The sequence below is a fragment of the Arthrobacter sp. TMN-49 genome, from assembly GCF_054511095.1.
Map to the genome: position 1 here is coordinate 1 of NZ_JBTNDH010000012.1, position 21,958 is coordinate 21,958.

The following is a 21,958-nucleotide window of genomic DNA, read 5'->3' on the forward strand; positions in this document are numbered from 1 at the left end:
TCTTCCGGCGATGACATTTTCTCTAAAAAAGCTTCATTAATTGATGAAGACTCCATCGGTATCGCAACTCCAAAAGGTATGGAGTGTTGCAACGATCCCTGTAACTCGCCGCAAAAACGCCCGGAAAGGCGCTTTCAGCGTCCAACAACTGCGACACAGATTTAGGGGCGCTGGCGGAACAGGACGATGGCATCACGCATGGCCCTGCGGGCGCGCTTCCTGTCCCCGGCGGCGTCGTAGGCGCAGGACAACCGGAACCAGGAACGCCAATCCTCCGGCGCGGCCTCCGCTTCGGCCTTGTACTTTTCAAACTCGATATCGGCAGCCTCGCGGACAATTCGACCGCCGGGGGTGCGTGGCAGGTTGTCCTCCGGCAGGCCACCCTCGCCTTCGAGGACGTTGGCCATCTGCTCGGTCGTGGCACCAAACCTGATTTCGCTGATCAGCGCCCAAGCCGCAACGAAGGGGATGACAAAGTAGGAGACGCCCAACAGTTTAGCTATCCAGTCAGGGTCGCCCAGGAGCAGGACAGCCCGTTGCATCATGATCACCAGGTAGAAGACCAGCAAAAGACAAATGAGGCCGACCCAGATTTTTGTTTTCGACACTTTCAGCGCAGCCACAGTCCTAGCCGTCCAAATCCAGGTAGCCGTCAAGGCCCACCGTCAGGCCCGGCCGCGTTCCCACGGTGCGCACGCCCAGCAGCACACCGGGCATGAAGGATTCATGGTTGAACGAGTCATGGCGAATGGTCAACGCTTCGCCGTGGCTGCCCAAAAGGACTTCCTGGTGGGCCACCAGGCCGGCCAGGCGCACGCTGTGCACGGGGATGCCGTCGATCGAGGCCCCGCGGGCGCCGTCGAGCTCGGTCTCTGTGGCATCCGGAGCGTCCGGGACGCCGGCAGCCGCCCGGGCCGCCGCCACGAGCTGGGCTGTGCGCAGGGCAGTTCCGGAGGGTGCATCCACCTTGCGGGGGTGGTGCAGCTCAACAATCTCCACGGAGTCGAAGTAGCGGGCAGCCTGGGCGGCGAAGCGCGTTGCCAGAACCGAGCCGATGGCAAAGTTGGGGGCAATCAACACACCAGTTTCGGGTTGTTTGGCGAGAATTGCCTCCAGCGCGGCCAGCCGGGCCGCGTCCCAGCCGGTGGTTCCCACCACAGCATGGATGCCGTGCTCCACGGCGAAGTGGACGTTGGCTTCGGTGGAGTCAGGGACTGTCAGGTCAACGACCACCTGTGCGCCGCGTTCCAGGAGCACCTCCAGGGAGTCGGCACGGCCCAGGGCCGCCACCAATTCCATGTCCGGCGCAGCACCGATGGCCGCCACGGCGGCCATTCCCATTCGTCCCTTGGCACCGAGCACGGCCACCTTCAGCATTTCACTCATGGGTTTAAGCCTACTGGTTTTCTGGCGGGCTCTGCTCCGGCACGTTTGCTGCCCCCACCCATTCCACCGAACCGTCGCTATAGAACTGTTCCTTCCAAATGGGCACCTCGGCCTTGATCCGCTCCACCAGCGCAGAACACAGCTCAAACGCCTCGGCCCGGTGCGATGAGGCAACGGCACACACCAGCGCCGGTTCACCGATTTCCAGTGCACCCACCCGGTGTGCCACCCAGATCCGCACGGGGTGCCCGTCGGGGTCCGCCGTGGACTGCGCCAGGGAGGTGACCACCCCGTTCAGCACGCCCAGGGCGAGCGGGTGGGCACTGTAGCTCAGGCGCACGACGTCCTTGCCGCCGTCGTGGTTGCGCACTACACCGCTGAAGCTGACCACAGCCCCTGCCGTGTCAGATTCCACGGCCGCGATGGCCGCGTCGACGGAGATGGCGTCGGCGCTCAGCAGGGCGGCAACGACCTCGACATTAGTGGCCATGGTGTCCGCTCACTTGTTCGCACAGGTGTTTGATGATGGGGTCCAGCACTGCTAGCCCGTCCATGACGCCGGCCGGCGAACCGGGCAGGTTCACGATCAGCACGGACCCGGCAAGCCCGGCATGGCCCCGGCTCAGGGCCGCCAGGGGTGTTTTGGCCCGTCCGGCGGCGCGGATGGCCTCCATGATCCCGGGAATCTCTCGATCCAGCAGCGGAAGCGTCATTTCAGGTGTTTGGTCGTCGTGGCTGAGCCCCGTGCCGCCGCTCGTCAGCACGACGGCGGGATGTTGCGTCAGCACGGCCCGCAGCGCGGCTCCCACGGGTGCGCCGTCGGGCACCACCACGGGCGCCGTGGCAGTAAAACCGTGCTCGCTCAACCAGTCGGCGATGATGGGCCCGGTTTGGTCGGGGTAGACGCCCAGAGCGGCCCGGGTCGAGGCGATGATGACCGCGGCTGTGCCCAAGGACGTGCCTGGTTCGCAGGCGCTCACGCGGTGTCCTGGCGCTCAGTTGTTGTGTTCGGGGCGGGATTGGCTGGCTGTTGGCTGGCTTGCTCCGTCACCCAGTCACCGCTCTTGCCGCCGCTTTTGGCCAGTACCTGGATGTTGGAGATGACAGCGTGCTTGTCCACCGCCTTGATCATGTCGTACACGCTCAAGGCGGCGACGGAGACGGCCGTCAGGGCCTCCATCTCCACACCTGTCACACCCCGGGTCTTGACGGTAGCCAGCACTGTCACCGTAGTTTCGCCGAGTTCAAAGTCCACCGTGACGTTGGAGATGGGTAGTGGGTGGCACAGAGGGATGAGCTCGGGCGTCTTTTTAGCTCCCATGATGCCCGCCACCCGGGCCACCGCCAGCGCGTCTCCCTTGGCGAGTTCGCCGGAGCCTAGCAGGCGCATCACCTCGGCCGTGGTGGTTACCGTGCCGGTGGCTGTGGCCTCGCGGGTGGTCACAGTCTTGGCGGACACATCCACCATGTGGGCTGTGCCGTCCTGGCGTAGATGAGTGAGGGCTGGCACGGGAGAATTAGTCACAACAGCCATACTTCCACCTTTGCCCCGGCTTGTAATTCCGTGACACCGGCCGGAATGTGAATCAAGGCGTCGGCCTGTGCCAGGGATCCCAACAAGTGTGAGGACTCACCCCCCACTTCACGCACCGACGGTGCCGACTCGAATTCCGGGCCGGAGTACACTCCACGCCGAATCTGGTGCTTTCCCGGCGGGGAACTGAGGGAGTGCTCAAGGGCGGCAACAACGCGTTGCCGCGGTGCCGGGGCACCCACCAACGTGAACAAGGCGGGGCGCAGGAACAGTTCAAAGGACACAAACGCGCTGACCGGGTTGCCCGGGAAGCCCAGGAACGGCACGCCCCTATACGTCCCCACCGCTTGGGGGCCGCCGGGTTGCAAACCCACCGAAACGAACTCCACGGCGCCGGGCGCGGCGCCGGACTCGGGGCCGGCCTCGGGGCCGGCCTCGGCGCTAGGTGCGGCCGGTCCGCCCAACGCCTGCCGCACCACTTCAAAGGCGCCGGCACTAATCCCGCCCACCGAAATGACCAGGTCGTAGCGCGGGCCCCGCGTCTGATCGCCACCGACGTGGGCGTCCAACAACCGTAGGAGCGCCTGCGGGTCATCCCTGACAATGACGGCTTTGACCACCTCCACGGAGGCTTCGCCCAGACTGGCCCGCAGGAGTGTTTCATTGGCATCAAAGATCATGCCCGGAGGCAGTGCCTCGGGGTTGCCTGTGGGCGCCACAATTTCGTCCCCGGTGGTCAGCAACAGAATTTTCACCCGGCGTTTCAGTGGCAGGGCGGTGAACCCCAAGGCGGCCGCCAAGCCCAAATGCGCCGCGTTCAGCAAGGTGCCCGCAGGTATGACGACGCTGCCTCGGCGAACATCGCTGCCCCGGGCCCTGACAAAAGTGCCGACAGCCGGGACGGGCACGGCCACCTCCTGGCCTTCGGCCATGAACACGGCTGGCACGGCCTTTTCCACCGGCACTACAGCGTTGGCACCGTCGGGCAGCATGGCCCCTGTCATGATGGGGGCTGCCGCACCAGCCGCCAGCGCCGTCGGGACAACGCCGGCCGGGATGGTGGCAGCTACATGAAACGTGGTTGATTCGGCCGAATCAGCCACTACCGGTTGACTAGCGTCCACCCGGATGGCGTATCCATCCATCTGTGAATTGGCAAAAGGTGGCAGGTCCACGGGAGCCACCAGATCAATGGCGAGCACACGCCCCAGCCCCGCCAACAACGGTTCCTGGGAACCGCCGTCGTCCATCACCGAGCCAGGCACATCAGCCCACCCCCGGCGCAACGTCTCCACGACGACCCTCTGGTGTTCGGCGACTGGTCTGCGCATTATTTCCTCCCGGGAGGCACCGTGCGGCGCCCGTTTTCCTCAATCCTAGGTGATCACCGACCACGAAACTGAAGGCCCGGGCGGGGAGGCATCCTGCCGGCGGCCCGACACCAACAGCCCACGATGAACAAGCACCGGCCGGACCGCTTGCGGCATTCACGGCCTCAGGCCTGGCCGTCCGCTGGCACCGACATCGGGAAGTGACTCGATGAAGCCCGCCGCGGCCGCCCCGCACGGTTCGTGGAGCAGAATCGGGACAATGCGGGCCTTCGCCGGGCCGTTCGGGGTCCATGGAGCCAATAATGGCGTAGCGTTGAGTCATGGACACAGAACGCGTTGCACTGGGCATGCCAGAGGTCCGCCCGACCCCCACGGGCTCGGGCCAACCGCGTCCGGGCAGTGCGGCAACGGCCCTGCTGGATCAATTCGGCCGCGTCGCCACGGACATGCGCTTGTCGCTGACCGACAAATGCAACCTCCGCTGCACCTACTGCATGCCCGAAGCCGGTTTGGCATGGCTGAAGAAGGAGAAGCTACTCACCGCGGCGGAGATCGTGCGGCTGGTGGGTCTTGGTGTCAACCGCCTGGGTGTGCGCGAGCTGCGGCTGACCGGAGGCGAGCCGCTGGTGCGTGCCGATCTGGTGGAGATTATCGCCGCCCTGCGGGTGAACCATCCGGAGCTGCCCATTTCCCTGACCACCAATGGCGTGGGGTTGGCGAAAAAAGCACAGGCCCTGGCCGACGCCGGGCTGACCCGGCTCAACGTTTCCATGGACACCCTGCACCACGACGCATTCCTGCAACTAACCCGCAGGCCCTTCCTGGATCAGGTGTTGGCCGGGATTGCGGCGGCCGCCGCGGCCGGCCTGGCCCCCGTCAAAATCAACGCTGTCCTGCTGCGCGGCATCAATGACGGCCACGCCGGGGAACTCTTGCAGTGGAGCCTTGAGGGTGGCTACGAGCTCCGTTTCATTGAACAAATGCCGCTCGACGCCGATCACGGCTGGACTCGCGACGGCATGATCACCGCCGCCGAGATTCGTGAGCTCCTAGCCGGCAGCTTTGACCTCTCCCCGGACCGGCGCTCTCGCGACGGCGCACCCGCCGAACGCTTCGAGGTCAGGCACCGCGGCTCCGCGAAACTGTTGGGCACTGTGGGTATCATCGCCTCCGTCACCGAACCGTTTTGCGCCGACTGCCGCCGCACCCGCATCACCGCCGAAGGCAAGGTCATGAGCTGTTTGTTCTCCCGTACGGAGGTGGACTTGCTGGACTTGTTGCGGGCCGGGGATTCCGCGTCCGACGACGACGCCGTCGCCGCCCGCTGGCAGGACGCCATGTGGGCCAAACCCAAGGCGCACGGCATGGGCCACCCCGGATTGGGTGACGCAGACTTTGTCCAGCCCGACCGCAGCATGAGCGCCATTGGAGGATGAGTTTGAACGTACGCTTTTTTGCCGCAGCCGCGGCCGCCACGGGGGTCGAGGAGCAAGAGGTTGACCTGGCCGCACCGGCCGGCTCGAAACCCATTACGTTAGCCGATTTGTCGGAGCTGCTGGTGTCGAGCTTCCCTGTGTCAGCCTCGGGGAGCACTCCCCCACTGGCGGAACTGTTGACCCGGTGCAGCTATCTCCTCAACGAGGTAGCCACCGGTGACTTGGGCACGGAACTGTCCGCCAACGATGTGGTGGATGTACTCCCGCCGTTCGCCGGAGGCTAGTCCCTACCCACAACTCATACGCCAATAGGGTGAGCGCGTTTCCTGAGCAGCCCGTAGCCATCTGGGGTGGGCTGGGCTTCGTTGTGGAGACCTGCGGGATGGGTGGCAGCTTATGTCCAGCGTGGCGCCAGCGGCCAAGCTGCGCGTCTCCGGCTGCCTGCGGCGCGCACAAGCCCCGGCGCCTGGCTCCCATACGCATCTGACCCGCAGAAAACGCCGAAAATCCTCGATTTCGAGGACATTTTCGGCGTTTTCTGCGGGTCAGCTGGAAAGGACTACAGGCCGAAGGTCTCAGTTTCCTCGAACGGGCCAACCACTGTGATGGTGCGCGGAGCGGCAGCCAGTTCGCGGGCCAAGTCCTGGACTTCGGCGGCCGTGACCTTGCGGATGCGGTCAAGGGACTCATCGATGTCCATGAATTCGCCCGTGACAATTTCGGCGCGGCCCAGGCGGGACATGCGTGATCCGCTGTCCTCCAGGGCAAGCACGATGCCGCCGGAGAGTTGCCCCAGGGCCTTCTTCAGCTCGGCGTCGCTCACGCCGTCGGCAGCCAGCTTCTCCAGCTCGGCGCTCAGCAGGCCAATTACCTGGCCCACCTTGGCCGGCGAGCAGCCCGCGTACATGCCAAAGTAGCCGGTGTCAGCATAGGAAGAGGCGAAGGAATAGGTGGAGTACACCAGTCCACGCTTCTCGCGGATTTCCTGGAACAGGCGCGAGGACATGCCGCCGCCCAGAACAGAATTGAGCACGCTCATCACATAACGGCGTGAATCGGTGGCCCGCAGCGACGGGCAACCCAAAATGATGTTGGCCTGTTCCACCGCCCGGTTGACCACGTGCAGTCCGGCAGTGCCGGAAACGGCCACCACATCGCTGGAACGGCGAGGGGCCGGGGCAACACCTTCATCCAAGGACCAACCAGCTGTGCGCAGCGCGTCCAGGACCTGGGCGCAGACGCTCTCATGGTCAAGACCGCCGGCTGCAGTAATGACAAGAGTCTCCGGGCGGTAATGCTTTTGGTAGTGCTCCCACACGGATTCCCGCGGGACTGCCTTAATGGCTTCAGGGGTACCGCCGATGGGGCGTCCGAGGGCGTGGCCGCCCAGGACAGCTGCCACAAATTGTTCGTGCGCAACGTCTGTGGGGTCATCGCCATCCATGGCGATTTCCTCCAAAATGACGTCGCGTTCCTGCTCCAACTCGGCCGGATCGATCACGGCTGAGGTGACCATGTCTGCGATCACGTCGATGGCCATGGGCAGGTCGGAGTCAAGCACTCGTGCGTAGTAGCAGGTGCTTTCCTTGGCCGTGGCCGCGTTGGATTCGCCGCCCACCTCATCAAAGGCGGAAGCAATTTCCAGCGCTGTCCGGCGCTTGGTTCCCTTGAACAGTAAATGTTCCAAGAAATGGGTTGAGCCGTGTTGGCCCTCGGATTCATCCCGAGAGCCAACACCAACCCAGAACCCGATTGTCGCACTACGCTGCCCGGGCATGGCCTCGGTCAGTACCCGCACACCACCGGGCAGGACGGAACGGCGCACTACTGCGCCTCCTGCGGTGCCCGAGATCAGTGTGGATTCCTCGGAGGCCAGGCCATCGGCTGCGCTTGTTAGCGGCAAAAGGGTTATTGTCATGAATTACTCAGCAGCGCCTTCAGTAACGGCCTCTTCGGAAGCGTTCTCTTCATCGGCAACAACCGGTGAGAGTGACAGCTTTCCGCGGTCGTCGATCTTGGTGATTTCAACCTGGATCTTCTGACCCACGGCAACAACATCATCAACGTTGTCCACGCGCTTGCCACTGGCCAGCTTGCGGAGCTCGGAGATGTGCAGCAGACCGTCCTTGCCCGGCGTGAGCGAAATGAACGCGCCAAACGTGGTGGTCTTAACAACTGTGCCCAGGTAACGCTCGCCAATCTCAGGAATCTGAGGGTTGGCAATGGCGTTGATCGCTGAACGAGCGGCGTCAGCTGACGGACCGTTCGTTGCACCGATGTAAACCGTGCCGTCATCTTCAATGGAGATGTCAGCGCCGGTGTCTTCCTGGATCTGGTTGATCATCTTGCCCTTCGGGCCAATGACCTCACCGATCTTATCCACGGGGATCTTCACGGCGATGACGCGGGGTGCGAACTCGGAGAGCTCATCCGGCACGTCAATGGCGCTGGTCAGAACGCTGAGGATGTGCAGGCGGGCTTCGCGGGCCTGCTTCAGTGCGGCAGCCAATACGGAGGCCGGGATGCCGTCAAGCTTGGTGTCCAGCTGGATGGCTGTGACGAACTCTGCGGTACCGGCAACCTTGAAGTCCATGTCGCCGAAGGCATCTTCGGCGCCGAGGATGTCAGTCAGGGCAGCGTAACGGGTCTGGCCGTCAACCTGGTCGGAGACCAAGCCCATGGCGATACCTGCAACGGGAGCCTTCAACGGCACGCCAGCGTTGAGCAGCGACAGGGTCGATGCACAAACGGAGCCCATGGAGGTGGAGCCGTTGGAGCTCAGTGCCTCGGAGACCTGGCGGATGGCGTAGGGGAATTCCTCACGCGTCGGCAGAACGGGCACGAGTGCACGCTCAGCCAAGGCACCGTGACCGATTTCGCGGCGCTTGGGCGAACCCACGCGGCCGGTTTCACCGGTGGAGTACGGTGGGAAGTTGTAGTTGTGCATGTAGCGCTTGCGCGTTACCGGGCTTAACGAGTCAATCTGCTGTTCCATCTTCAACATGTTCAGCGTGGTGACACCCAGGATCTGGGTCTCGCCGCGTTCGAAGATGGCCGAACCGTGCACGCGGGGCAGAACTTCAACCTCGGCTGTGAGCTGGCGGATGTCCGTCAGGCCACGGCCGTCGATGCGGATCTGCTCGGTGAGGATGCGCTGGCGGATGACGTGCTTGGTCACGGAACGGAAAGCTGCTGAGAGCTCCTTTTCGCGGCCTGCAAAGTCGGACGCCAAGGCGGCAACAGTCTCATCCTTCAAAGCGTCGGAGGCGTTGTCGCGCTCCTGCTTGTCGGAGATGGAGAACACGGCTGCCAGCTTGGTGGCTGCAGCGGATTCGACGGCGGCGTAGGCGTCATCCTGGTAGTCAAGGAAGACCGGGAATTCAACTGTGGGCTTGGCTGCGCGTGCGGCCAAGTCTGCCTGAGCGTCACAGAGTGCCTTGATGAACGGCTTTGCAGCCTCCAAGCCCTCGGAAACAACCTCTTCGGTGGGGGCCTGGTGGCCCTGTTCCTTGATGAGCTTCCAGGAGTTGTCGGTCGCTTCGGCTTCAACCATCATGATGGCAACGTCGTCGCCAGCAACCTTGCCGGCAACAACCATGTTGAACACGGCGTTTTCCAGTTCGGAGTGCTTCGGGAAAGCAACCCACTGGGGTCCCTTGCCGTCATCGATCAAGGCAACACGAACGCCACCGATGGGGCCGGAGAACGGCAGACCGGAGAGCTGTGTTGACATGGAGGAAGCGTTGATGGCTACCACGTCGTAGAGAACGTCCGGGTTGATGGCCAGAACCGTGACAACGATCTGAACTTCGTTGCGCAGACCCTTCACGAAGGCCGGGCGCAGCGGGCGGTCCATCAAACGACAAGCCAGGATGGCTTCGGTTGAGGGGCGGCCTTCGCGGCGGAAGAAGCTGCCCGGGATGCGGCCGGCGGCGTACATGCGCTCTTCCACATCAACTGTCAGCGGGAAGAAGTCGAAGCCTTCACGGGGGTGCTTGCCAGCCGTGGTGGCGGACAGCATCACTGTGTCTTCGTCAATGTAAACCATTGCTGCGCCGGCGGCTTGCTGGGCAAGGCGTCCGGTTTCGAAGCGGATAACGCGCTTGCCGTAACGGCCGTTGTCAATAACGGCTTCTGCGTACTGAATCTCGGGACCCTCCATAGAGAGTCACCTCCATTTCTGTGTAGGTGTTGTAAACACTTACGCCAAGAAACCAACCGGTACCATCCCAGACACTCCACCGGGTAAAGCTGTGAAGGGCTGTACAACACCCGGTCTTCGATCGAGGCCCACGGGCGTGCAGCCAATAGTTGCTGCGTCCCGGAGGCCACTACCGAGGACCGCGAATGCGCGGCGTCCGGTTGGTAACTTGTGTAAGTTTTGTGCAACCGCGGTCACGGTCAACACTGTGATAGGCGGCCTCCCAGTGCGGGAGGCCGCCTATCAGCTCATGCTAGCGACGCAGGCCGAGGCGCTCAATGAGCGTACGGTAGCGGGCGATGTCGGTGTCCTTGAGGTAACCCAGCAGGCGACGACGACGACCAACCAGGCCCATGAGGCCGCGGCGGGTGTGGTGATCGTGCTTGTGCATCTTCAGGTGCTCGGTCAGGTCGGAGATGCGTCGTGAGAGCATCGCTACCTGAACTTCGGGCGAACCGGTGTCGCCTTCGCTTGTTGCGAAAGCCTGCATGATTTCTTGCTTTACAGCGGCGTCTAATGCCACAAGTAACTCCTTGAATGTGCCGTGAACATGTTGATCTGTGCCGTAGCCAAATTTCTTCGCCAAACACAGTTGAATCCAGCCACCACGGACTGCAGCCGGACTCTATGCCTTAGTTTAGTGCAGAAGTCACAGTTAGTCGAAGCGAAGTGAGCAATGGCTCTTTAGTGTTCTCGGAGGATTTCCCGGCTGTCCAGCACATCCTGATGCATCTGCTCGATCAGTGCTTCAGGACCCGTGTAGGCCACCATGCCGCGAAGGCGCCGCACGAATTCCACCACCACATGCTGGCCGTAAAGGTCAAAGGCTTCAACAGGTTCCTGTGGCCGGTCCAGGACGTAGGCTTCGACCTGCCGGCTGACACCTGCAAAGGTGGGGTTGGAGCCAACAGAGATCGCCGCCGGCCAGCGGTGCTTCGCGGCGTCGATCAACCACCCGGCGTAGACGCCGTCGGCGGGGATGATCCCGCAGGCATCCGGTGACAGGTTTGCGGTGGGGAAACCCAACTCGCGCCCGCGCGCAGCCCCGTGCACCACTTCCCCGCTCATGGTGTGGCGGCGGCCCAGCACGTGTGCGGCCGTATCAACGGCACCCTTGCTCAATGCCTCGCGCACCCAGGTGGAGGACCAGCGGCGGTCGTGGCCTTCGTCATTGACCACCACGACGTCGAACCCCAGTTCGGCGCCAAGGCTCACCATGGTGCTCAGGTCCCCGGTGTTGCCCCGGCCGAAGCGGACATCATGGCCCACCACCACCGCACAAGCCCCCAAGGCGTCAACAAACACGCTCTTGACGAACTCCTCCGGGCTCTGCTGGGCGAATTCCAGGCTGTAGGGCATGACCAAGACCCCGTCAAGGCCCAGCACCACCATGGCAGCCATTTTGTCGGCCAGGCCCATGATCTGTGCTGGTGCCGATTCGGGCCGGTGGATCAGGGCCGGATGAGGGTCAAAGGTCAGCGCGACTGAACGGGCGTTGCGTGCGGCAGCCTCGGCACGGACCTGCGCCAGGACCTCCTGATGCCCGCGGTGCAGCCCATCAAAGTTCCCCAGGGTGACCACGCAGGGGCCAAAGTCCCGGGGAACCTCATGTAATGAGTTCCAAATCTGCACTACTTTTCCTCATCCACTAAGTTCTTGATCAAGCTGATGCTCATGTTCACAGTCCTCATACCGTTTCAAGATTACCTGCTGCCAGGCTCAGGACCGGTCCAGGGATGTACGGGTGTTCGGGGATCGTTGGCGGCCAGCGAAAGCACCCAACGGTCAGCGGGCGTGCCGCGGTCGTTGTAATCCCCGCGAATCTCGCCCTCAAAGGTGAACCCAAGTTTCCAGGCCAGTTTCCGGCTGCCCCAGTTGGGTGCCAAGGCGTGCCAGTGCACGTAGCTGAGGTTGAGCTGGTTAAACGCGTAGTCCAGCAGCACCCGCACGGCCGCTTCGGCAGCGCCGGTGCCGCGGGCGTGGGGGCCAAAGTTAATGCCAACGCTGGCCGCGCCCGGGTTTTTGCACTGCAAATCTACGACGCCAAGGAGGCGGTCGGTGGCCGGCTCCGCCACGGCGAAGGTCAAGGTCTCCCCTGTGTGCCAGCCCCGGCGGGTGAGGGTTTTGATGTAGTACTCGGCGTGCTCCAGGGTGTAGTCCAGCGGAACTGTGGTCCACCGGACAGCCTCGTCGTTGATGCAGTTTTCTACCAACTGTTGCGCGTCACTCATGGTCAGCGCGCGCAGCACCACAGCATTGTCGCGCAGCGTGGGCACCACCTCCGCGACGTCCAATCCTGCCTGCCCTAGCGCCCCTTGGTCCCGGGTCAGGAATTGCTCACGGCGCTGGCTAAAAATCAAACCATCAGCGACCTGCGCGTCTTTGTGCCCATAGCCTGGAATCTCGGCGACCAGCCCGAATCCGCAACGCTTCGCTAGGGAAATACTTGCCGCATTGCCGTCCGTGGTGCGCCAATGCAGAATCTCCAACCCCACGTTGCCGAAGGCGTAGCCGCACAGCAACTCCATGGCGCGGTGGGCGCTGCCCGTCCCCCGGCCGGCCGGGAGCATTTTGATGCCCACGCTGGCGGAGCCGCCGCCTGCGGTTGAAAAAATACCCTGCAAGCTCAGGGTGCCAACAATTTCAGCAGCACCTTGCCGGCCCTGCACCTGGGCGTCCCGGGCCGTGTCCACAATGGCAAAGCGGAGATCACTGCCCGTGTCCCAGCCTTCAGCGATGGGACCGGCGATGAGCTCCTCGGCGCGCGCCGGGCTCATAGCGGCATCGGAGCCGGCCCAGGTCACATTCAGGGCGTCATGCTGGATTGCGGCAAAGACGGCGGCGTCCTCCACCGTGAACCGGCGCAGAGTTGTGCGGCCGTCACTCAGGGCCGGGGTGGGCGCGGAACGGACCACACTGCTCATTGATCGTCCCGGTGGCGGTACAGCCAGATCAAACCAATAATGGGCAGCAACAGAGGAATGTAGCCGTAGCCCTTCCCAAAAGCGCTCCACACGGTTGCGTGCGGGAACGCTGCCGGGTCCAGCAGACTCAGCGTGCCAATGACCAGCACACCGACTAGTTCGATGCAGATGGCAACGGTGGCGATCATGGCCCACGTGGGGCCGGGCTTGGCCAGGGACACCGTGGCCACAATGTACACGACGGCGGCAAACGCCGAGAGCAGGTAGGCCACAGGTGCGTCGGCAAAATGTGTTGCTATCTGGTAGCCGGCCCGGGCAGTGGCGGAGATGGCGAAAACCGCGTAGACGGTGATCAGCAGCCGGCCAGCACCTGAGGTGCGCCCGGGCAAGGGGCTCGGCTTGGCCGTGTCTGGGGCGCTCATAATCCAATTCCTAACGGCAGTTGTTGCATGGCTGGCAGCGCTTGTGCGCCGGTGCCATACCAAATCTGGGCCATGCGGGCCAGCATGACGACCACTGTGACACCCACCGCGCTCATGACGTAGTTGGACCAAAACGTTCTTTCCATCATGGCCCAGTAAAACCCGGCGATGGGCAGTGCGGCAGCTGTGAGCATATAGCCCCAGAACTCCCACGTCTCCCCCACCAAGGATTCCCCGTTGCTCAACCTGACCAGGGAGGCCACAGCGTAAGTCACAATGAAAAGTTCGACGGCGATCAGGGCCAGCAGGGTGACGTCGTTGGGTTTCTTTTTCAGCACCGCAGCAACGACGCAAATGGTGGTGGAGGCTAGTCCCACCACGGCTCCGGCAAGGAACCAACCATCCAGCGTCATTGAGCCGGCTCCGCGCTGGCATCGGGTGTTTCATGAGAGTGGGCAACGGTTGCCTTGACAACCGGCACCGGGTCGGGCGGGAACACCAAGACAGGTTTGGCATGTTTTCCGGCGTCCGCCAGCAGCGCAATCAAGGTTCCGTCCGGGGCGAACGCCGCAGCTGGCGCCTCAACGGTGTGGATGCCCTCTGCGCTGGCCGGGATGCGCCGGCCAAAGGAAAGCTCCACAGCCTCCTGCGCCGTGAGTTCACGCACGGGCATCAAGGCGCGGGCCGCGTCAGCAATATCAAGGATGCGAAGATCATCAGCCAGTTCCTCAAGGGTGCGGGCTTGCTCCAGAGTGTAGGGCCCCACACTGCTGCGGCGCAGCGCAGTCAGGTGCCCACCAACACCCAAGCCAGCCCCCAGGTCGCGGGCCAGCGCCCGGATGTACGTGCCGGAGGAACAGCGCACGCGCACGTCCACGTCAACGTAACTCACGCCGTCGTCCAACAAGCCCTCAGTCGCCTGCTCCGGCGGCAGAGTGCCGCGACGAATTCCCAAGATCTCAAAGGAGTGAATCGTCACGGGGCGGGCTGCGAGTTTCACATCCTCACCCGAGCGCACCCGGGCGTAGGCGCGTTCGCCGTTGACCTTGATGGCGCTAACACTGCTGGGCACCTGCAAAATGGGCCCGCGCAGGGCGGCAATGCCGGTTTCGATGGCCTCATCGCCCACACCGTCGGTGGACTCCACCTGCGTGACATCACCCTCGGCGTCGTCTGTGACAGTCGTGGCGCCCAGACGAATGGTGGCCTCATACGTTTTGGAGGTCCCCACAATATAGGTCAGGAGCCGGGTGGCCTTGTTGATGCCCACCACCAAAACGCCCGTGGCCATGGGGTCCAAGGTGCCGGCGTGACCCACTTTTCGGGTCCCCGCCAGCCTTCGCATCCGACTCACCACATCGTGGCTGGTCCATCCCTGCGGTTTGTCTACAATTACCAGTCCAGAAAGCACGCTTTGAAGTATATCCGCACCCGGCGGCCCACCATGGTGACTTGTCCCCATCGCCGATGCGGCCCGCGCTGGTTACGCTACTAGAAGTAGTAATTATGTGGACACCCTTTGAGACGGAGAATCATGAAGACCCCAGCTTCTTATGCCTACAAGCGATCGTTGACGGCACTCGGTGCCGGAGCAGCGGTGCTGATCGCCTTGACCGGCTGCCTGCCCGGTGCCGGCGCACCCAAGGAAGCCCCGCAATCAGCCGCAGCCCAGAGCGAACAGCCTGCTGCCAGCGAGTCCGCAACGCCGGGCGATCGTGGCGGGGCTGAGGAAACCACGCCGTCCACGCCGGAATCAAAGGCGGCCCCGGCGGCTGCGGGGAAGCTAACGGCGCCCGGCACCAAGCTCAAGTTTGGCCAGGTTGCCAGCACACATAGCAACAGCGGGGAAAAGGACACCCCCAAGTACACGGAATCCACGCACGAGACAAAGGTCACTAAAATTGTTGCCGGCAGCGGCGCCGATCTTGCCAAATTTAAGGACGCCGCCAAGTTTGCCGGTCAGGTGCCCTACTACGTTTACACAGACGTCAAACTAACCACCTTGACCGCCCCGTCGGCCGGTATTGGCGATCCCCGGATCAGCGCCCAGCTCAAGGACGGCACGGACGCGCAAAAGCTCATCGTTTTCGGCGATATGGGCGATTGCAAGAGCGGCAGTTTTGAAACTACCGGCGAGGACGACGCCTTCACCTATGTGGTGGGCTCGACCAAGACCATGTGCACAGTGTTCTTGGCCCCCAAGGGCGACACCGTAACGACGGCCAGCTACGACGACTCGAACTACAACTATGTCGAGTACGGCGACAACCCCTACCGCGACAACCCGATCACCTGGGGCAAGTAAGTCATTTAGTTCCCCGTGCGTCCCACCCTCGCTGCGGGAGGGACGCACGGCACGAGCCTCAACCCTGTAGATGGAACTTTTGTCCGGTACTTTTTATGGCGCTGACGTGGCGGAGCTGCGCGCTTTTGCCCGGGACCTCTCGTCCTGCGCGAAGCGACTGACGACGATTTCCTTCTCCCTGGGCAACACGCTGAGCGCCGTGCAGTGGCACGGGCCGGACAGTGAGCGGTTTCGCCGGGAGTGGAACATCTCGCACCGGCGGAACATTCGCAGTGTTTGTGCCGAGCTGGAAACAGCGGCCCAGGAACTGTTGCGCAACGCCAAGGAGCAGGATGCTGCCAGCTCGGCCGCGTCCCTGGACGTTGGCGGCGGCTCCATGACTGCCGCCACTGGCAGGCCGGGCGCAGACCTTGAGCTCAAGATCTCCGGCATGGACCAGGACCAGGACCAGCTCGAGACGTACCTGCAGTCCGGGGAGTTTCAGGCGTGAGTACGTGAGAGCCAGGCCAATGCTGACGCCGCGAAGTCCGTGCTGGACAAGCTCGCGGACGGCGGCGACCTTGCCGTCCTCGGTCCAGGCGGCAAAACCAATGGCTACGGTGCATTCCTGGAGCAGTATTGGGCGGAATCGGCCATGCGTGCAACTGGCATTGATCCCAATCACTGGGACCCCGCCCTGGGGGTCGACCACAATCGCGAGGACATCTACAAGGTCTACGCCTTCTACGCGGAACTCTACAAAAACGATCCACGCATGGAATGGATCGGCATGGCCAACCAGGTGGGTCCCACCTTCATTGCCGGCTTTGAAGACCTTGCCGTCCTGCACAAGATGGCCGCGGCAGGGGAAGACGCCAGCGAATTCCTGTCCGCCATGGATCCCCTGCGCTACGCGGCGCTGCAGGGATTGATGAACCTCGGCGAAGCGGATTTGGCCTACTACGAGACAACATTCCTGTCGATGCAGCAACAGGTCTTCACGGACATTGGCTCACAACACGTTGCTTTTCAACAGGGCGGCATGACCGAAATTGAAAGAATGCGGGCGGCCGGCCTTGTCACCGAACGGATGGATCAAGCGTGGCGCAACATTGATTCGGTGCCCCACTACTCAAATCCACAGGACTATCACGGGCTGACAACAACTCAGCAGCAACTCCTGCACGAAACGTCCTACAACATTGCGGACCGGGAGCAGAACTTTGTCATCGCCGACGACTACGACACCATCAGAAACCGGCCCTCGGGAACCATTTTCACCGAGTCCATGACTGTTCTGGGCGAGCCAAGCATTGATGGCGCAAAGTCCTACTATGAACAGTTCCCGGCGGTGGACCCTTACCTTGATGTACGCCGGTTTCCGCCTGTTGGCGTGGATGTTCACCACGGAAACATCTCCGTACGCGAAGACCGCTGGGCCTTGATTGATCAAGATACCCTGGGCGCCTACGAGAATTGGCTGCACAGCCAGGACAACCCCTATGGTGAGATGATGAAGCCCATGCCCGAAAGAGTTGACGAGTACCGCATGGTACCCGAACCAGTTCGTGACCTTGTCGGGGCGCCATGAAGCGAAGACTAGCTGCAGTGATCCTCTCAGTGGCCCTTGTGGCCGGCTGTTCCCTGCCCCCAACCTCACCCGCATCCAAGGAGCCCTCCGTCGTGGTCAATGGCAATTCACAGTTCACCCCCGAGGGGATCACGGACATCAAGAGCAGCCGGCAGGCCAGCTTCGATGTCTCCGAACGCCCGCTGGCAATGTCCGACCTGGGTTTTGGCGAGGGTTCCGATGGCATGCTGATCGCCACGGATTCGGAGAATTTGATCGACGTCAGCATCACGACACCCCAGGGCGTGGTCGCCATGGCCACCGACACCATCAGGGTCCGCCCGGGGGTTCCAACAGACAATGTCAGCCACATCGACATCTTCTACAACTTCCCAGATGCCCAGGATGCCAATGCGGAGATTGAGCGGGCCGCAACAGAGCTGGGGTTCCGGGCACTGGACGACTTCCCACCCATCGGGGCCGAGTTCAAGGACGGCTCCGGCAAATCAAGCTGGAACCCTGGCCTGGGCAACAGCACAGGGACAGTGTTTTCGGTTGAGGCCATTGAAAACCACACCACCGGCAGCCTGACCTGGATTTACTCGATCCAACTGGGCGACAGGTACTACACGCCGGAGGCTGAGGCAGGCATTGCAGAAACCGGAAACTTCGACGGCAATTGAGTAAGTTCTGACCGATTCATCCGGGCAGCTTTAGGCTGCTTAGCCCCACAATCAACGCCTCAGCTGTTGGCGCGCGTGGGTGCTACCGATGGACGGTGCTGGGGGCAAACCCACGTCGCTTGAACAGGCAGGGCCCCAAGTCCCTCCTGTCGTGGCGTTGGTGTTCATAGTTCCACCACCCCGTCACTACCGGGCCCTCCCCTTTGGGGAACAACTATGAGGTCACGAATTTCGGCTACTGCAGACGCGTGCGTTTTTGCCATGATCATGACAGGCGGGCCAGCTTTGGCTCACAACGCAGAGTGCAAAAACGGTTTACGGGGTCAGAAATGCCCCACCCGCGGCGGTGTCTACGTTGCAGACGCGGGAGCAAACAACATCAAGTTTGTTGCCAATTCCGGAAGAATGAAACTGGTCCGCCAGCTTCCGGCAGAACCCTTGCGGCGCTGACCAATGTCCTGGCCGGCACTGGCGGCAGTCTTGTCACCAGGCGTACGAGGTAGACGCAGGGGACGACGGCGGCCCGCCCCCCTCGCTGGGGGGGGGGAGGGTCGCCGTCGTAAGGAGAAAAGGCTTACGCCTCGTCAGCCTCTTCTTCGTCCTTCTTGTACGGGTCTGCGTCGCCGGCAAACTCGGCGTTCGCGGAGAGTTCAGCCAGCTTGGCGTCCCGCTCCTTCGCTACCCGCAGGAGAGCCTCAAGGTTGGAGGCGTTCTCCGGGATGACGTCCGCAACGAACTCCAGGGTCGGTGTCAGGCGCACTGTGATGTTCTTGCCAACCTCGGCCCGCAGAACACCCTTGGCACGCTCCAAACCGATCTTGGCTTCCGACTGGGCAGTCTCGTCACCAAGAACTGTGTAGTAGACGGTGGCGTGCTGCAGGTCGTTGGTGACGCGGGCGTCGGTGATGGTGAGACCTTCAACGCGCGGGTCCTTGACCCGGCGGCGGAGCGCCTCAGCCACCACTACTTTGATGCGCTGGGCCAATTTGGCGGCGCGGGCTGAATCAGCCATGAAAAACTCCTAAAGAATGAAAGGGGCCGTCGACGGGGCCGCAGCCAATACTGTCTTCGATCCGGTGTCTTACCAAGCACCTAAGGCGAGTCTACGTCGCCCCGGCCACCAAGCGGGCGGGGCCCCCATCCGCGTAGCAGACGGGGGCCCCACTCGGTCGAGCTGGTGTTAGTCGCGCGGCTTCTCGCGCATTTCGAACGTCTCGATGATGTCCTCGGCCTGCAGGTCGTTGAACGAGCCCAAACCAATACCACACTCGAAGTCCGTACGGACTTCAGTGGCGTCATCCTTGAAACGCTTGAGCGAGTCAACGGTGAGGTTCTCACCAATGACCTTGCCGCCACGGAGTACCCGTGCCTTGGAATTACGGCGGATGGTTCCGGAGCGAACAATGGAACCAGCAATGTTGCCGTGCTTGGAGGAGCGGAATACTTCACGGATTTCCGCTGTACCCAGCTGAACTTCCTCGTACTCAGGCTTGAGCATGCCCTTGAGAGCCAGCTCAATGTCATCAATGGCGCCGTAGATGACCGAGTAGAAGCGCATGTCAACACCCTCGCGGTCAGCCAGTTCGGCAACCCGCTCGGCCGGCTTGACGTTGAAGCCGATGATGATCGCGTTGTCCACTGTGGCCAAGTTGACGTCGTTCTGCGTGATGGCACCAACACCGCGGTGAATAACGCGCAACTGCACGCCTTCGCCAACATCGATCTTGAGCAAGGAGTCTTCCAGGGCCTCAACAGCACCGGAAACGTCACCCTTGAGGATGAGGTTAAGTGTGTCAACCTTGCCGTCAGCAACTGCCTGATCGAAGTCTTCCAGGCTGATGCGCTTGCGGCGTTTGGCCAGTGCCGCGTTACGGTCAGCTGCCTCACGCTTTTCAGCGATCTGGCGGGCTGTACGCTCGTCACCGGTAACGAAGAACGTGTCACCTGCACGGGGAACGTTGGACAGACCCAGTACCTGAACCGGACGCGAGGGACCAGCCTCGGAGATGACGTCACCGTTCTCGTCAAACATGGCACGAACACGGCCATGGGCGGTACCTGCAACGATGGTGTCCCCAACGTGCAAGGTACCTGACTGCACCAGAACTGTGGCCACGGAACCGCGGCCCTTGTCCAGGTTGGCTTCAATGGCAATACCGCGGGCATCCTTGTTCGGGTTGGCGCGCATGTCCAAGGCAGCATCGGCAGTCAGCAACACAGCTTCGAGGAGTTCCTCAATGTTGATGTCGTTGCGTGCTGAAACGTCCACGAACATGGTGTCGCCACCGTATTCTTCGGGAACCAGACCGTATTCGGTCAGCTGGCCGCGGATCTTCTCCGGGTTAGCGCCGTCCTTGTCGATCTTGTTCACTGCAACCACGATCGGCACGTTAGCTGCCTGGGCGTGGTTGAGCGCCTCAATGGTCTGCGGCATGACGCCATCATCAGCGGCGACCACCAAGATGGCGATGTCGGTGACCTTGGCACCACGAGCACGCATGGCGGTGAACGCCTCGTGACCGGGTGTGTCAATGAAGGTGATGCGACGCTCTGTGCCTTCGTGCTCGTGCACGATCTGGTAGGCACCGATGTGCTGGGTGATGCCACCGTGCTCATCAGCCACAACATCGGACTTCCGGATGGCGTCCAACAGGCGAGTCTTACCATGGTCAACGTGACCCATGACGGTGACAACGGGGGGACGAACCTCAAGGTCCTCGTCACCCTCTGCCTCAAGCTCGGCATCAAAGTCGATGTCGAAGCTGCTCAGCAGCTCACGCTCTTCATCTTCGGGGGAAACAACAAGAACCTTGTAGCCCAGCTCGGTACCCAACAGCGCGAACGTGTCTTCATCCAAGGACTGTGTGGCCGTAGCCATTTCACCCAAGTGGAAGAGCACAGTCACCAATGCGGCGGGGTTCGCCTCAATCTTGTCGGCGAAGTCCGTGATGGACGCACCACGACGCAAGCGGATGACTGTGGTGCCGTCACCGCGGGGAACGCTCACGCCACCCAGTGACGGAGCACTCATCTGCTCGAGTTCTTGGCGCTTGGCACGCTTCGACTTGCGCTGCTTGCCACGGCCTGCACCGCCCTTACCGAAGGCACCCTGGGTGCCACCGCGACCGCGGCCACCCTTGCCGAAACCGCCACCGGCGGGAGCGCCGCCCGGAGCTGCACCGGGGGTAGCGCCGGGAGCACCCGGACGACCGCGGCCCGGAGCACCGGGACGGTCAGTACCGCGACCGGGCGCAGCAGGGCGCTCGGTGCGGTTGGGCATCATGCCGGGAGTGGGACGGGCACCGCCGGGACGCGGAGCGCCACCAGCGGGACGGGGTCCACCGGCGCCGGGAGCGCCGGCCGGACGGGGAGCACCCGGACGCGGAGCACCAGCTGCGGGACGGGGACCACCGGGACGGGGTCCGCCAGTGCCGGCGTCGGCGCTGCGCGGGGTACCCGGACGGGGCATGCCCTGGGAAGGTGCGAACGGGTTGTTACCCGGACGGGGGGCGCCAGCACCAGCGGGGCGCGGGGCACGGTTGTCGCCGCCGCGGCTTTCGCCACGGCTTTCGTTGCGGTTCTCCGTACGCTCCGGGCGGTTACCCGAACGGGGCATGCCCTGAGACGTGGCGAAGGGGTTGTTGCCGGGGCGAGGAGCACCCGGTGCCTGAGCCTTCTGAGCCGGCGTAGCCGCTGCCGCGGGGGCCGCCGGAGCTGCCTCCGCTACTGCTGCGGGGGCAGGTGCCGGTGCCGCAGGAGCGGCCGGGGCTGCCGGGGCTGCCGGGGCAGGCTTCAGACCGGGCTTGGCGCCCGGGGTAGCCGCCTTGGGGCCAGGCACAACAGCGCTGGGAGCAGCCGGTGCGGCTGCTGCCTTAGCTGCGGGCGCGCTCGGAGCCTTGGCTGCCGGTGCTGCCGGTGCTGCAACCTTGGACTCGGCAGCCTTGGCTGCCGGAGCTGCGGGTGCTGCAACCTTGGACTCGGCAGCCTTGGCTGCCGGAGGGAATGCGTCGCGAAGTTTCTTCACAACGGGGGCCTCAATGGTGGAAGATGCTGAACGAACGAATTCGCCCAATTCCTGCAGTTTACTTACTGCCTCTTTTGAGGTGATACCGAGCTCTTTTGCAAGCTCGTGGACGCGGGCCTTGGCCACATTTCTCCTGTCTCGGCCCGCACCGGACAGGTACGAG

General features: G+C 62.9%; 22 protein-coding genes. 6 read left to right on the plus strand and 16 right to left on the minus strand.

Annotated features, from left to right (window positions below; all coding sequences use genetic code 11):
- Positions 1–161: 161 nt before the first annotated feature.
- Genes ACX80E_RS07105 through ACX80E_RS07130 form a run of 6 tightly spaced genes read right to left on the minus strand, consistent with a single transcriptional unit; the run spans position 162 to position 4,251 of the window.
- Positions 162–608, minus strand: a complete 447-nt coding sequence (locus tag ACX80E_RS07105; protein ID WP_459301213.1) for a hypothetical protein — start codon at positions 606–608, stop codon at positions 162–164.
- A gap of 19 nt (positions 609–627) precedes the next feature.
- The gene (gene dapB / locus ACX80E_RS07110; protein WP_459301214.1) at positions 628–1,386 is read right to left on the minus strand and encodes a 4-hydroxy-tetrahydrodipicolinate reductase; all 759 of its coding nucleotides are present in this window, start codon (positions 1,384–1,386) and stop codon (positions 628–630) included.
- 10 nt (positions 1,387–1,396) lie between these two features.
- A complete protein-coding gene (locus ACX80E_RS07115; protein WP_459301215.1) occupies positions 1,397–1,876 on the minus strand; it encodes a molybdenum cofactor biosynthesis protein MoaE in 480 nt (159 codons plus the stop codon).
- Positions 1,866–2,366 carry a MogA/MoaB family molybdenum cofactor biosynthesis protein gene (locus tag ACX80E_RS07120; RefSeq protein WP_459301216.1) on the minus strand — a complete coding sequence of 167 codons (501 nt, stop codon included), beginning with the start codon at positions 2,364–2,366 and terminating at the stop codon, positions 1,866–1,868. The genes ACX80E_RS07115 and ACX80E_RS07120 overlap by 11 nt, the downstream gene beginning before the upstream one ends.
- A complete protein-coding gene (moaC, locus tag ACX80E_RS07125; protein ID WP_459301217.1) occupies positions 2,363–2,920 on the minus strand; it encodes a cyclic pyranopterin monophosphate synthase MoaC in 558 nt (185 codons plus the stop codon). The genes ACX80E_RS07120 and moaC overlap by 4 nt, the downstream gene beginning before the upstream one ends.
- Entirely contained in the window at positions 2,908–4,251 is a 1,344-nt protein-coding gene (locus ACX80E_RS07130; protein WP_459301219.1) for a molybdopterin molybdotransferase MoeA, read from the minus strand. Before ACX80E_RS07130 ends, moaC begins: the two co-directional genes overlap by 13 nt.
- A gap of 347 nt (positions 4,252–4,598) precedes the next feature.
- Between ACX80E_RS07130 and moaA the strand changes: the two genes are divergently transcribed.
- A complete protein-coding gene (moaA, locus tag ACX80E_RS07135; RefSeq protein WP_459301311.1) occupies positions 4,599–5,687 on the plus strand; it encodes a GTP 3',8-cyclase MoaA in 1,089 nt (362 codons plus the stop codon).
- Complete coding sequence (locus ACX80E_RS07140) at positions 5,684–5,971, plus strand: MoaD/ThiS family protein (RefSeq protein ID WP_459301220.1); 288 nt, start codon at positions 5,684–5,686, stop codon at positions 5,969–5,971. Before moaA ends, ACX80E_RS07140 begins: the two co-directional genes overlap by 4 nt.
- Positions 5,972–6,246: 275 nt before the next feature.
- On the opposite strand, the gene ACX80E_RS07145 is transcribed toward ACX80E_RS07140, so the two are convergent.
- From ACX80E_RS07145 to truB, 8 genes are all read right to left on the minus strand, one after another.
- Positions 6,247–7,605: a M16 family metallopeptidase gene (locus ACX80E_RS07145; protein ID WP_459301221.1), complete on the minus strand. Its 1,359-nt coding sequence runs from the start codon at positions 7,603–7,605 to the stop codon at positions 6,247–6,249.
- Between the two features lie 3 nt (positions 7,606–7,608).
- Positions 7,609–9,849 carry a polyribonucleotide nucleotidyltransferase gene (locus tag ACX80E_RS07150; protein ID WP_459301222.1) on the minus strand — a complete coding sequence of 747 codons (2,241 nt, stop codon included), beginning with the start codon at positions 9,847–9,849 and terminating at the stop codon, positions 7,609–7,611.
- A gap of 292 nt (positions 9,850–10,141) precedes the next feature.
- On the minus strand, positions 10,142–10,411 hold the full coding sequence (gene rpsO, locus ACX80E_RS07155; protein WP_459301223.1) for a 30S ribosomal protein S15: 270 nt from the start codon (positions 10,409–10,411) through the stop codon (positions 10,142–10,144).
- Positions 10,412–10,572: 161 nt separating this feature from the next.
- Entirely contained in the window at positions 10,573–11,520 is a 948-nt protein-coding gene (locus tag ACX80E_RS07160) for a bifunctional riboflavin kinase/FAD synthetase (RefSeq protein WP_459301225.1), read from the minus strand.
- A 71-nt stretch (positions 11,521–11,591) separates the two neighbouring features.
- A complete protein-coding gene (locus ACX80E_RS07165) occupies positions 11,592–12,812 on the minus strand; it encodes a GNAT family N-acetyltransferase (protein ID WP_459301227.1) in 1,221 nt (406 codons plus the stop codon).
- Complete coding sequence (locus tag ACX80E_RS07170) at positions 12,809–13,234, minus strand: hypothetical protein (RefSeq protein ID WP_459301228.1); 426 nt, start codon at positions 13,232–13,234, stop codon at positions 12,809–12,811. Before ACX80E_RS07170 ends, ACX80E_RS07165 begins: the two co-directional genes overlap by 4 nt.
- On the minus strand, positions 13,231–13,647 hold the full coding sequence (locus ACX80E_RS07175; RefSeq protein ID WP_459301229.1) for a hypothetical protein: 417 nt from the start codon (positions 13,645–13,647) through the stop codon (positions 13,231–13,233). Before ACX80E_RS07175 ends, ACX80E_RS07170 begins: the two co-directional genes overlap by 4 nt.
- Positions 13,644–14,645 (minus strand): tRNA pseudouridine(55) synthase TruB, encoded by a 1,002-nt coding sequence (gene truB / locus ACX80E_RS07180; protein ID WP_459301230.1) that lies wholly within the window; start codon positions 14,643–14,645, stop codon positions 13,644–13,646. Before truB ends, ACX80E_RS07175 begins: the two co-directional genes overlap by 4 nt.
- A 123-nt stretch (positions 14,646–14,768) precedes the next feature.
- Between truB and ACX80E_RS07185 the strand changes: the two genes are divergently transcribed.
- From ACX80E_RS07185 to ACX80E_RS07200, 4 genes are all read left to right on the plus strand, one after another.
- Positions 14,769–15,539 (plus strand): hypothetical protein, encoded by a 771-nt coding sequence (locus ACX80E_RS07185; protein ID WP_459301231.1) that lies wholly within the window; start codon positions 14,769–14,771, stop codon positions 15,537–15,539.
- Positions 15,540–15,609: 70 nt separating this feature from the next.
- Entirely contained in the window at positions 15,610–16,029 is a 420-nt protein-coding gene (locus tag ACX80E_RS07190) for a WXG100 family type VII secretion target (RefSeq protein ID WP_459301233.1), read from the plus strand.
- A 39-nt stretch (positions 16,030–16,068) separates the two neighbouring features.
- On the plus strand, positions 16,069–17,109 hold the full coding sequence (locus ACX80E_RS07195) for a hypothetical protein (RefSeq protein WP_459301234.1): 1,041 nt from the start codon (positions 16,069–16,071) through the stop codon (positions 17,107–17,109).
- A complete protein-coding gene (locus ACX80E_RS07200; RefSeq protein ID WP_459301235.1) occupies positions 17,106–17,771 on the plus strand; it encodes a hypothetical protein in 666 nt (221 codons plus the stop codon). Before ACX80E_RS07195 ends, ACX80E_RS07200 begins: the two co-directional genes overlap by 4 nt.
- A gap of 574 nt (positions 17,772–18,345) precedes the next feature.
- Here the strand turns inward: ACX80E_RS07200 and rbfA are convergent.
- Together rbfA and infB are read right to left on the minus strand one after the other, a co-directional pair.
- The gene (gene rbfA / locus ACX80E_RS07205) at positions 18,346–18,783 is read right to left on the minus strand and encodes a 30S ribosome-binding factor RbfA (protein ID WP_459301237.1); all 438 of its coding nucleotides are present in this window, start codon (positions 18,781–18,783) and stop codon (positions 18,346–18,348) included.
- 168 nt (positions 18,784–18,951) lie between these two features.
- Entirely contained in the window at positions 18,952–21,921 is a 2,970-nt protein-coding gene (infB, locus tag ACX80E_RS07210; RefSeq protein WP_459301239.1) for a translation initiation factor IF-2, read from the minus strand.
- Between the last annotated feature and the right edge of the window lie 37 nt (positions 21,922–21,958).